The sequence below is a fragment of the Argonema antarcticum A004/B2 genome (assembly GCF_023333585.1).
GTDB classification, from domain to species: domain Bacteria; phylum Cyanobacteriota; class Cyanobacteriia; order Cyanobacteriales; family Aerosakkonemataceae; genus Argonema; species Argonema antarcticum.
The window spans coordinates 16,828-29,889 of the sequence record NZ_JAIQZN010000029.1; the positions used below are offsets into that span (position 1 = coordinate 16,828).

The 13,062-nt window shown below is 44.3% G+C and carries 6 protein-coding genes; 2 read left to right on the top strand and 4 right to left on the bottom strand.

The genetic code is table 11. The features are described from left to right. Window positions 1-184: 184 nt before the first annotated feature. The 4 genes from LAY57_RS14505 to LAY57_RS14520 are packed head-to-tail and all read right to left on the bottom strand — an operon-like array spanning window position 185 to window position 10,940. Complete coding sequence (locus LAY57_RS14505; RefSeq protein WP_249067491.1) at window positions 185-2,113, bottom strand: response regulator; 1,929 nt, start codon at window positions 2,111-2,113, stop codon at window positions 185-187. 27 nt (window positions 2,114-2,140) lie between these two features. Continuing rightward, window positions 2,141-3,976 (bottom strand): two-component system response regulator, encoded by a 1,836-nt coding sequence (locus LAY57_RS14510; RefSeq protein WP_249067492.1) that lies wholly within the window; start codon window positions 3,974-3,976, stop codon window positions 2,141-2,143. Continuing rightward, window positions 3,973-8,583, bottom strand: a complete 4,611-nt coding sequence (locus tag LAY57_RS14515; protein ID WP_249067493.1) for a PAS domain S-box protein — start codon at window positions 8,581-8,583, stop codon at window positions 3,973-3,975. The genes LAY57_RS14510 and LAY57_RS14515 overlap by 4 nt, the downstream gene beginning before the upstream one ends. A gap of 2 nt (window positions 8,584-8,585) precedes the next feature. Then, entirely contained in the window at window positions 8,586-10,940 is a 2,355-nt protein-coding gene (locus tag LAY57_RS14520) for a response regulator (protein WP_249067494.1), read from the bottom strand. 626 nt (window positions 10,941-11,566) lie between these two features. On the opposite strand from LAY57_RS14520, the gene LAY57_RS14525 reads away from it, so the two are divergent. Both LAY57_RS14525 and LAY57_RS14530 read left to right on the top strand, forming a co-directional pair. Further along, the gene (locus LAY57_RS14525) at window positions 11,567-12,343 is read left to right on the top strand and encodes a TspO-related membrane protein (RefSeq protein ID WP_249067495.1); all 777 of its coding nucleotides are present in this window, start codon (window positions 11,567-11,569) and stop codon (window positions 12,341-12,343) included. Window positions 12,344-12,373: 30 nt separating this feature from the next. Next, complete coding sequence (locus tag LAY57_RS14530) at window positions 12,374-13,045, top strand: glutathione S-transferase family protein (RefSeq protein WP_249067496.1); 672 nt, start codon at window positions 12,374-12,376, stop codon at window positions 13,043-13,045. Window positions 13,046-13,062: the final 17 nt, after the last annotated feature.

Genomic DNA, 13,062 nt, shown 5'->3' on the forward strand with positions numbered 1-13,062 from the left:
CCCCCCTGCCCTCCCCTTCAACGGGCAGGGCAGGGGGTTTCATCCAAAAATAAAAAAATATGAATTCGGATGAGCGATCGAATGTCTACAACCAAAAAATATGAATCCGATCGAGCAGTTGCAGCAAATACTTACTATCAGCACATTCGGGGACGAAGACATGAACTGTGGTTGGTATTCTTGCTCATATTACTGGGAGCAACTTCGGGTGTAAAATCGGAATTGCAATAGTAAATTTTGCTCCTTCTCCAATAGCACTTTCGCAACGAATCTCCCCTCCATGTTGCTCCACAATAACTTGATAACTAATCGACATTCCTAATCCCGTCCCAGAGCCAACTTCCTTCGTGGTAAAAAATGGATCGAATACACGCTTTCTTACCGCTTCTGTCATCCCTTGCCCATTATCGGTAATTGTTATTGCCACCCGCTGTGCCTCAACTAATTCAGTGTGAATGGTAATCGTAGGATTGTCATTTGTTAATAATTTAGTAGTCTCCACCAATGAGGAACGATCGATGACAAATGATTTTGCGATCGCATCGTTGGCGAAGCGTGACTCCAAAGAGTCAATCGCATTACTCAGAATATTCATAAACACCTGATTAATTTTTCCCGCATAGCACTCAACCAAAGGTAGCGAACCAAATTCTTTTACCACTGCAATCGCAGGACGATTGGAATTACCTTTGAGGCGGTGCTGCAAAATCATTAAAGTACTCTCGATTCCTTCGTGGATATCCACTCTCTTGAGTTCGGCTTCCCCAAGGCGGGAGAAGTTTTGTAAGCTAAGCACAATTTTGCTAATCCGTTCGGCTCCCGCGTTTATGGAACCAATGAGTTTCGGCAAATCTTCATCCAAAAACTCTAACTCGATCTCTTCAATAAATTGCTGGATATCTGTTGTAGGATTGGGCAAAGCTTCTTGGTACATTTTCACCAGCCGCAACAAGCCAGAAGTATAGCTACTCACATAGGAGAGGTTGCCATAAATGAAGCCGATTGGGTTGTTAATTTCGTGGGCGATGCCTGCCACGAGTTGCCCCAAACTAATCATTTTTTCATTCTGAATTAGGGTTGCTTGCGTCCGTTTAAGTTCGTTCAAAGTTTCTGTTAGCTGTGTTTTTTGCGCTTTCAATTGTGCTTCCGATTGCCGCATCTCTGCCTCAGCCCGTTTTTGATCGGAGATATCGCGCAGAATCGCCAAAACTTCATCCGCTCCGCTAACTACATACCTCGCTTCGTAATGATGCCATTGACCATTGACCTGTTGAACGTACTCGCCTATTTGCATCGTTTGGGTGGAGAGGGTTTCTTCGACGTAGTGCATCGTCCACGCAGCTAAGTCCTCAGAGAAAATCTCCGATACTTTTTTGCCTATCGCTTGGCGATCGCGTACCGTTTGTCCGTAGGGCAAATCGCTGTAATGCGAACTGCAAAAGGGTTTGGTCAATTTCTCATCCTCAAACTCTGTGGTTGAGAAGCGATCGAATTTTGCACCCCGGTAGTCAAGAAAGATACCATCGGCATTGATGCGAAACATCACATCCGGGATAGCATCAACTAAAGCGCGATTTTTCGCTTCCGAAGAGCGAAGCGCCGCTTCTACCAGCTTGCGTTCTTCGATTTCCCGTTGCAGAATTGCATTTTGCTCGCCCAGTTGCTTTTGGAGACGCTGAGCGGTTAGCTGATTTTTGACTCTAACCAAAACTTCTTCAAACTGAAACGGTTTGCTAATGTAGTCCGATCCACCCACATTAAAGGCTCTCACCTTGTTCAAAACATCATCCAGGGCACTCAAAAAAATTACCGGAATATCGCGAGTTTTTTCTGAAGCTTTTAGCTGAGTGCAAACCTCATATCCATCCATTTCCGGCATCATAATGTCGAGCAAAATCAGATCGGGGGGAGCCGCCTGTATTGCCATCAAAGCCGTCTTTCCGTTAAGTGCCTTGCGAACTTCATACCCCTCTTTGCTCAACATATTGGATAAAAAACGCAGGTTATCAGGCGTATCGTCAACGAGCAAAATGTTATCTTTTTTTTCGGATTTTAGATTGTTATCAACCCCGATAATCTTGTCTTTGTTCGCTTCGTATGGATTTTTAATCATTGTTTTACCCCCTGAAGTACATAACAATTACCATTGGGGTTCAGATGCGAGCAAAGCGAAAGCTAACTTACTTTCCAAAGGTTTAGAAAACAGATAACCCTGACCGAAATCACAGTTTAAAGTTCTCAATTGAGCTAACTGCTCGTGGGTTTCTACACCTTCAGCGATCGCACTTATCCCCATTCTGTGGGCCATGCTGATAATTGCCGGAACCAGACCCTTCTTTTCTAGTTTTCCATCCATCCGATTAATGAAAGATTGGTCAATCTTGAGCGTATTTACAGGAAAACTGTCCAGGTAACTCAAAGAAGAATAGCCAGTGCCAAAGTCATCAATACTTAACTGGATTTTACGTTTTTTGAGTTCATCTAAAATTATTAGAGCAGATTCCTTATTTTCCATTATGGCACTTTCGGTGATCTCCAGCTTTAAAGTTTGAGGATTTAAATCTGTTTTCTGAAGAACTTGTGCAATATATTCGATTAAGTTGGGCTGCGAAAGCAGCCGCACCGAAAGATTGACGCCCATCGTCAGCGGTTCTTCAGCTGGTTGCTGCTTCTGCCAGATACTTAGTTGATGACAAGCTTCTTGCAATACCCAAGTGTCGATCGAAGCAATCAAACCCGTTTCTTCCGCCACCGGAATAAACTCTCCCGGAGAAACTAAACCGCGAGTGGGATGTTTCCACCGCACGAGCGCTTCAAATCCGCTAATTCGGCCTGTATATAGGGAGATGATCGGCTGATAGTAAACGATAAATTCTTTCCGTTCCACAGCCCTTCGCAGGTCATTTTCTAGCTGTAAAAGTTGGAGAGCTTGTTGGTGCATAGCTGGATCGAAAACGTGATACCGAGCTTTTCCCAGTGCCTTAGCGCGATACATTGCGGTGTCGGCATTCCGAAGCAGATATTCTGGCTTATCGTCGTAAGTATTGCTCAGAGTAATGCCAATACTCACATTGATAAATACTTCATATCTGGATAGTTGAAAAGGAGTTGATAGCTCTTGAAGAATTTGTTCGGCAACTTGTGTGGCCATGCCGAGGTCTGTAATATTTTCTAGGATAATGGCAAATTCGTCGCCGCCTAATCGTGCTATAGTATCAATAGGTTTTAGACAACCTTGCAGTCGGTGGGCGATCGCAATCAGCAATTCATCTCCCACCAGATGACCGAGGGAATCATTGACGATTTTGAAGCGATCGCAATCCATAAATAGTACAGCAAACTGATAATCTGGCTGTTCTTTAGCGCGGTTGAGACTCTCTGACAAGCACTGCATAAATAGAGCCCGGTTCGGCAAGTCAGTAAGTGAATCGTGCAGCGCTATATGCAGCAGTTGATTTTGAAGTTGCTTGCGTTCCATAATTTCTACCAGGAGTTCTTGATTTGCCACTTCCAGCTGAAAAGTGCGCTCCTTAACCCGTTCTTCGAGTTCAAGATTAAGTTGGTAAATTTTTATTTCTGCCTCCCTTAGTGCCAGTTGACTTTTGACGCGAGCGATAACTTCTTCAAATTGAAACGGCTTGGTGATGTAGTCAATACCGCCAACTTTAAACCCTTTTACTTTGTCGAAAACATCACTTAAGGCGCTTATAAAAATTACCGGGATCTTGCAAGTTTGCTCATCCGCTTTCAGACGCAGACAAACTTCATAGCCATCCATATCGGGCATCATAATATCGAGTAATATCAGATCCGGCAAAATCATTTGACACGAAGTAAGCGCTATTTGCCCGTTCAAAGCTTTGCGGACATTATACCCCTGAACCGTGAGAATCTTGGCTAAAAAACGCAGGTTTGCTGGCGTATCATCAACTATGAGAATATCTTTTTTAGACAAATCAACGCTCTCGTTATTCATTTTGTACCCTGTTGTGTCAATTGCATAATTTTTTCAAACTGAAAGTTATTTGCCAAATCTGTAATAGCGTCTACCAAAGTGGATTTTTCTGGAGGAATTTGTTCTAGCAAATCCAAAATTAGCTCATCGCTACATTGAACGGCAGCATGGTATAACTGTGCTATCCACTCAGCAGACATTTCAGACAAAAGAGAAACTAAATCTGCTTCTGGCAAAAAATCTGTTTGCTGCATTGCGTTCGCTATTAGATCTTCTTGTTCATAGATATATTCAACCCCTAAATGTTGACTGATTTTTCCTAACAAAACCTCCTCTCGAAATGGCTTACCAACAAAATCGTCACACCCAATTGACAGAATCATCTGTCGCTGTTCGTCGAAGGCGCTAGCAGTAAGGGCAACGATCTTAGTTGTCTTACCCAGAGGATGTGCTTTAATCTGTTTAGTCGCTTCATAACCATCCATCACCGGCATCCTCATATCCATCAAGATCAGGTGAGGTAACCAACTTGACCAGGCGCTAACTCCCTCTCGACCATTTTCTGCCACCCGCACGGAGAAGCCGATTAATGTGAATAGTCTGACTAACAAAAGACGGCTTTCTCTAGCGTCATCAACTACCAAAATGCGATATTCTGGCTGATTTGGCGCTAAACCAATTACTTTGCATTTACTTTGGCGTGTCTTAATTTTAGCCGCGTCAGTCAATTTTATTTGAATATCAAAAGTAAACAAAGTTACCTTACCGGGGGTACTGCTGACTTTAATATCTCCACCCATCAATTGTACGTATTTTCGGCTAATAGGTAGACCCAATCCCGTTCCTTGCTGAGATTTTCGCCCCGTTTCTGTTTGCCCAAAAGCTTTAAATAAAAGGTCAAGTTCTTCGGGTTTGATGCCGGGGCCTGTGTCTTCTATTTCAAAATATAAAGATTGATTATTGATACTTTTTTCGCCGGTTTTTAATCCCCTCTTTACTCGCAACGCTACAGTACCTTTTTCTGTAAATTTGATCGCATTGCCTAGCAAATTAATCAAGACTTGACGCAACTTATTTTCATCGCTTTGCACATATTGAGGCAGGTCTGAGGCAGATTCAAATCGGAGTTGTAGACCCTTAGATTCGGCTTTGAATCGCAGCATTTTTTCTAGACTGTCTAGCAAGTAAATTAAGTCAAAGCTGTTTTCATTTAATGTGGTTTGACCGGCCTCGATTTTGGACATTTCCAGAATGTCGTTAATCAGTTCGAGCAGATGTTCGCCAGCACGATTGATAATTACTAGGTTTTCCTGTTGCTGGCTAGATAGGGAAGTGTCACGAGTCATGACTTGGGTAAAACCGAGTATAACATTGAGTGGCGTTCTCAGTTCGTGGCTCATGTTGGCGAGAAATTCGCTTTTGGCGCGGTTGGCTGCATCGGCGGCTAGAGCAGATTTTTGTAGTGCTTGCGATTGTTTCTGAGTTTGTTCGAGTAATTCTGCTTGCTGCAAAGCGACTCCCAACTGATTGCCAATTTGAACTAGGACATTAATTTCTGTTGTTTTCCATTGGCGGGGAGCAGAATTTTGATAAGTTGCCAACAATCCCCACAGTTTATTGCCAGAGAAGATGGGCACAATGATATAAGCTCTGGCTTGAAATCGCTCCAAGAGTTCGAGGTAACAAGGGGTAAAATTAGCAGAGTAAATATCTTCAACAACTAAATAGCTTGCGCCTTCATTGTATACACCGCCTTGGGTTTCTTGCAGATAAGTATCCCGCCAGATCGGGGAATCTAAGCTATTGAGTGCTTTCACAGTGCAATGCTGTTCTTCAACTGCATTTTCTGCCAATTTGGGATAATTTGCTTGTTGTTCCAGTAGAGAATTCCACTCATTTCCTACAGACTCTGCGACTAATTCTCCACTCCAGTCGGGATGAAAATGATAGACGACAACGCGATCGCAATCGATGACTTGCCGTAATTCTTGGGTTGTGGCAGCAAATATCGTTTCAATATCCAAAGTTTGGCGCATTCTTTGAATAACTTGGGCTAGAGCTCTTTCCCGTTCTGCACTCTCCTGCAATGCCTCCTCTACCTGTTTGCGTTGGGTAATATCGGCCATTGTCCCCGTAACTCGGTAAGCTTTCCCTCCTGAGTCGCGCTGGCATTTAGCCTTCGCCTCAACCCACAACCATTGACCATCTTTGCGTTGGATTCGATGGGTGTTCTGATAAATGGGGGTTTTGGCCTCAAGGTGGTCTTGAAATTCTCCCAAAGCTTTGGGTAAATCATCTGGATGCACCCTGTCTAACCAGGTGCTAATTAGATAGGGCAATTCTCCTTCGCTGTAGCCCAACATTTTCATCCAAACAGGAGAGAAATAAACTCGATCGGTCCTCAAGTCGCCATCCCAAATGCCATCATTGGTGCCAGAAACGGCTAGCCCAAAGCGTTCTTCACTTTCTCTGAGGGCTGCTTCTGTGCGTTTGCGATCGCTAATATCGGTAATCGTACCGACGTAGCCTTTAATTTCGTCGTCATTCCCAATTTCTGGCAATGCTTGACCGATTACCCAAACTAGAGTCCCATCAGGGCGCTGGAAACGATACTCAGACTTAAACTCCACCCTAGCTTCGACTGCAAAAGCCCACTCGGTAAAAACGCGATCGCAATCATCTGGATGTAAGTTACTTGTCCACCCTTCTCCCGCCGCCATTTCTAAACAAAGTCCTGTCATCTCGCTCCAGCGCTGATTGACGTAGAGACAATTTCCATCAGCATCGGTGTTGAATATACAAACAGGTGAGGCTTCTGCTAAGGTTTGATACCGGCGTTGACTCTCCCGCAATGCAAATTCTGCTTGTTTGCGATCGCTGATATCTACCCAATAACCAATACATTCGACGTGGTTACCAGCTTTATCCCTGACTAACCTACGCTGATCGTAGACCCAACGATAAGTGCCGTCTTTGTGCAAAAAGCGATATTCGCAGGAGTAAGAGCGCTGCGATAACAAGTTCGCTAATCCGATAAAAATACGATGGACATCTTCTGGGTGAATATGGTAGCTCCAGAAACTGGAATCTTCTAAAAATTCTCGCGCTTCGTAGCCCAACATTGCCTTGACGTTGCTGCTGATAAAAGTAGTGCCAAAATCCTCTCCTGCGTTGCAGCTGTAAATAATTGCTGGATTAGAAGTAAGCAGATATTGCAGGCGTTCGGTTGCCGATTTCAGTGCCACATCCGCTTTTTTGCGATCGGTGATGTCCTTCTTTGTGCCAAGTAGGCACTCTTGTCCGTCAATTTCGATCAGTTCTGCTGAAAATAGTACCGTTTTTATCTCGCCTGATGCTGTGCGAACATCTACTTCGCAATTGCGAATGGCTCTTTTCTCTTGCACGCTCTGGACGATTTTGTTACGCTCTTCTAGATTGACCCAAATATTCAGATCTCGGACGGTGCGACCGATCGTCTGTGCGCGATCGTAACCGAAAAAGTTACAGAAGCTATCGTTGACTTCGATGTAGCGTCCCTGGGGGAAAGTTACCAGTCCGATCGGATCTGGAGAAGAGCGAAAGGCGGATGCTAATTTTGCTTCAGAGGAACGTCGCCCTGCTTCTGCGCGTTGACGTTCTCTTGCTTCGAGTGCCAAAGATATTAAATCTGCGATCGAGCGAGAGAAATTTTGGTCTTCTGGTGTCCAATCGCGAACAGATCCGATGTGTTCCAAACATAAAACTCCCACCGTTTCTCCCCCCAGCCGAATGGGTATATCGAGCATAGAAGCAATCCCTAATGGAGTCAAATAAGACTCGGAAAACTCTTTAGTTCGCGGGTCTGCGTGCGCGTCCGCAGCTGCGATCGGTTCGTCTTGCTCCAAAGCTTCAAAATAAGCCGGATAGTCTCCTATTGCCAGTTCAAATCCTTCGCTATGTTGGTTAATACTTTGCTCAAATAAATCAACGCATTTTAATTTTGTCTTTGTCTCGTCGTACAGCCAAACACTGGCTCGTTCAACTGCCAAATTAAGGGCAGTTGCTGCTGTAATTTCTTGGACAGCAGGTTTAATATCTCCCTGATTAAGAGCTTTATTTTTGGCAATTTTTGCTAATATGATGTTTTGCTCCCGTAGCTTGTCAGCCCATAACCGCAATGCTTCTTCTGCACAACTGCGATAACGAATTTCTTGTTGTAGTTGTGCATTTTGTTCCGCTAACTGCTTTTGTAATGACTGCAAGCGCAATTGATTCTCAACGCGAGCCAAAACCTCTTCTTCATGAAACGGTTTGATGATATAATCTACTCCTCCGATCGCAAAGGCTTTTACTTTATTAACAACTTGATTCAATGCGCTGAAAAAGATAATGGGAATATCCCTAGTTTGAAAATTTTCTTTGAGGTGTTGGCAGACTTCATAGCCATCTATTCCAGGCATCATTATGTCAAGCAAAATTAAGTCTGGAGGACTTGATTTCACAGACTTGAGAGCCAGCTTTCCATTCGGTGCTACCCGGACTCTATAACCTTTTGATGACAACATACTCATTAAAAGTTTCAAATCTTCAGCGTTATCATCAACTACTAAAATATTGGCTTTAAAGTCATTAACTTGCTTTAGGATCATATTTAACCTGTCTCGCTCTGGATTAAGTTTAATAGCTCTTCAAACTGAAAATTGTTAGCTAAATAAGCTAGCGCATTAGCAATCCGATCTTCTTGTTCGCGAATTTCGTCGATCAGGAGCAGCATCATCGCTAAATCGCACTGGATTGTGGCTTGTTGCAAGGAAACTAACCAATCAGCAGGTAAGGCAGCGACGACATCCGAGTTGAGAATCAGCGCGTCCGTTTCGGTTGAAGCTGGGGAGTGGGTTAGTTGTTCGTAAACATATAGCACCCCAATATGTTTATTCATTGTTTTAAAGAGATCTTCTTCTCGGAAGGGCTTGCGGATAAAATCATCGCAACCAACTTCTAGAATAATGGCTTCTTCTTCCTGAAAGCTACTGGTTGTTAAAGCAATAACGGCAGTGGTTTTGCCTTTAGCGGTCGCTTTAATCCGTTTGGTGGTTTCATACCCGTCCATTACCGGCATCTTCATGTCCATCCAGATCAGATGCGGCTCCCAATATTCCCATATCTCAATAGCCTCTTTACCGTTGCTGGCTTCTTTGATATCAAAGCCAAGTGGGGAAAGCAGTTTCACAAGTAGCTGGCGATTGTCCCATTTATCATCCACAATCAGAATGCGATAGCGGGGTTGGTTGGGTTCTAAGCCAATGATTCGCTGTGTCGCTTGTTTGTACTCGATCTCAGTAGCCTCGATCTGGCTGATTTTAATATCAAATTTGAAGGTTGTACCTTTGCCAACTTCGCTGCTGACAGTTATTTCGCCACCCATCAGTTGGACAAATTTCCGGCTAATAGGCAACCCTAAGCCTGTCCCTTCCTGCGCTTGTTGTCCTGTTTTTGTTTGCACAAAGGCTTCAAAGACACTATCTAACTCGTCGGGATCGATGCCTGGACCGGTGTCTTCAACTTCAAAGTGTAGGGAACAGCGAGTCGCACGAAAGCCTTCCCTACGCTCCACTTCCCACTCGCCCATTCCCCGTCTTACCCTTACCGACACTGTGCCCGATGTTGTAAACTTAATCGCGTTGGTCATTAAGTTAATCAAGACTTGAAGCAATTTAACTTGATCGGTTCGCACATATTTAGGCACGTCTAAGGAAACAAAAACTAACTCCAATCCCTTATCTTCAGCTTTGAGTTGAAACATTTGTTTCAAGTCGTTCAGCAGGCGATGGAGGTCGAAGTTAGTTTCGTTGAGGGTGGTGCGTCCGGCCTCAATTTTGGCCATGTCTAGTACGTCATCGATCACGGTGAGCAGGTGTTCGGCGCTACGCCTAACGATACCGAGATTTTCACCGTGTTCGGAGGGTAGGGTTTGACTGAGGCTCATTATTTGGGCAAAGCCAAGGATGGCGTTGAGGGGCGATCGCAATTCGTGGCTCATATTGGCAAGAAAGGTACTTTTGGCGCGGTTTGCAGCTTCGGCAGCCGCTTTTGCTGCCTGCATTGCTGCCTCTGCTTGCTTGCGTTCGGTGATGTTACGCGCTACCCAGATGACTGAGTTGTTGGGTAAAGGGGAAATGCTGGCGGCAAACCAAACTTCCTCGTTGTCAAGAGGTAGGCTGTAGTCAAAATCGATCGTTTGCTGTTCATCTAAGGCTAGCCGTATTTTGCCGAACCAAACTTCCCCTGACTCTTCCCGAAAAAATTGCTCTATAGTTGAGTTGAGCAAATTGGCGTCAGTTTGGCCCGATCGGGCCGGATTTGTCGGTACAACTTCTATGGCTCCTTCTTCTCTAACTATCAGTACAATGTCGGTCATCGCCTCGAAGACTGCACGTATTTTCCGCTCAGAAAAACTTAGCTTTTCCTCAAGTAAGTTGCGATCGACAATTTCCTGTTCAAGTCGGGTATTGGCTGCGGTTAGTTCCAGAGTACGCTTTGCGAATTTTCGTTCTAGGGACGCCTTTAATTTTTTCAGTACCGCATTTTGTTTGGCTAATTGTCGCTCTTGTGTATAACGCCGCAGGGCTTCCTTTACAGTCAATGCTAAGTCAATTTCATCCCAAGGTTTAGCAATGTAGCGATACAAGTTCGCAGCGTTCACCCCATCGATTTCTACCTCAGTAATTGCCTGTTCAGTTAACGCTATTTGCAGCATTTTTGGATGCCACGTCTGAAACGCGATCGGCAGTTTATCTCCTTTTATCCCTGGCATGAATTGAGCGAAGATAATTAGATTAATTTCTATTCCCTCGTTATACAACTTTTCGGCAATTTCTAAAGCTTGTTTGCTGCTTTCTGCCACTTCAATGTAACAACTATCTCCCAAGTGGCGCTTTAATTGCTCCAGGAGTAGTTTTAAAACGAATGGATCGTCATCTACACACAAAATGGCACTGCTATTCATCACTTCCTCCCATCCAAAGATAATCTCTTAACTCTGGTAACTATAGCAAAGTGCAAGGTCAGCAATGCTGAGTGTAAACACAATCGCTTCCTTGCGGCGAATAGTTCTATACTGTCCTAACATATCTGGCTATGGCTATGTCATTAAATTATCACGCTTATTTCTTTTTTTCGAGTAACCAAGTTATCTAGTAACTGTTGCCTCCGACTGGGTGAACCGCCCAAAAGAGTTTAAGCGTGCTTACCAATAATATCGCCAAGGGACTATAACGCGCTTCAGTAATCCCAGAAACCGGCAATATCGCCCTTTACAACCAAATAAAGCCGGTTTCTCATCCCCATCCGCTGTTATAGCGTCGGTCACAATCCTAAAAAAATGCTTAAGCTTAAAGAAATAGCAGCTATAGCTAGGGACTAGGGGAGGGGGCAAAGGGGCTAGGGGCTAGGGTAAGAAAGCTTTATTATTGTTTCAGGAATTAAGAATGCCTTGAGCGCCTTGGCGGTTGCTATATATAGCCTGTGTAGCCCCAGCATTTCTAGGCTGAGGACGATTTATAGGTACGTTATTTTAGCGCAACAACGTACCTAGCAACTTGAGTTATTAAAACAACAGGAGTATCCATACTTATGAACTCAAACTCTGGCCGCTTCGACTCAAAGATTCTCAACCAATGGGTAAACTTCATTGCGATTCTTGCCGCATTCTTGCTGAATATTTTAGCCAATATCGCTCCCCTCAACGGTCTGACAATTGGCGAAATTTCTAACACTTTTTTTAAAGAAGTTCAAATCATTCCCGCCAACTATGCTTTTGCAATTTGGGGAATTATTTATTTTGGGTTGATTAGTTTAGGGTTTTATCAACTACTACCCGCTCAACGAGAAAATCCTATGTTACATAAACTTGGCTATTTATTAGCAATAGCGAGTTTTGCTCAAATCATCTGGATATTTCTGTTTCAGTATCGCTTATTCCCACTTTCTTTGCTGGCAATGGTGATGATTTTGATACCACTAATTGCGATTTATATGCGCCTGGGGATTGGTTTAGAAAGAGTTAGCAGAAAAGAGTTGTGGTTTGTACATATTCCCTTGAGTATTTATCTGGGTTGGATTAGTGTAGCGACGATTGTCAATGTGGCGATCGCGCTCTACAGTATTAATTGGAACGGTTGGGGAATTAGTCCGCAAGTATGGACAGCAATCATGCTGATTGCCGGAGCGGGTATTGCGGCCACAATTACGGCTAAACGAGCCGATATAGCTTATCCCCTGGTAATTATGTGGGCATTTGTCGCAATTGCTGTGCGTCAGGCTAATCAACTTCCTCTAGCAGCGACAGCAGGTGGTTTAGCGATCGCGTTGGGCTTGTTAGTATTAATACGTCTACTGCGCCGCGCTTAAATTTAGAACCCCACCTTAACCCAAGATGCCATGCTCAAGCTTTACCACACACCAATTTCCCCAAACTCTCGCCGTGTCTGGATTGCACTACTAGAAAAGCAGATTCCTTTTGAACTGGTGACACTCAACCTGGATGGGGATCAGTTGCAACCAGACTTTATCGCGATTAGCCCTTTCCATCACATCCCCGTTTTAGTCGATGATGATTTTAGCATCGTGGAATCTTTGGCAATCCTCGACTATCTGGAGGCGAAGTATCCCACGCCTGCTATGCTGCCTACAGATGCCAAAGCTCTAGCAACCGTGCGGATGGTGGAATTGGTGACTGTCAACGAACTGTTTCCTGCTATGAATCCTTTGACTTATCGGATGTTGGGCATTCCTACGGATGACCCACAGAAGCTGGAACAAGCAGAACAGCGAATACACACGGTACTGAAATTTTTTGAGGGGTTACTGAGGTCTAGCACTTATTTTGGTGGTAGCCCTACCATCACTCTAGCCGAACTCGTCGCCGGAACAGTAGTTCCTTGGATGCCTGCGCTAGGTGTGCCTCTAGATAATTATCCCCATCTGAGTGCCTGGTGTGAACGCTTGAGTGCCCGTGAGGCGTGGCAAAATACGCAAGTAAGCATGGAGGAAGTTGAAGCTTTTTTAAAGCCTCGATTCCAACAGCTAATCACAGCACAGCAGAATCACTGAACGAACTCCAGCTAAAA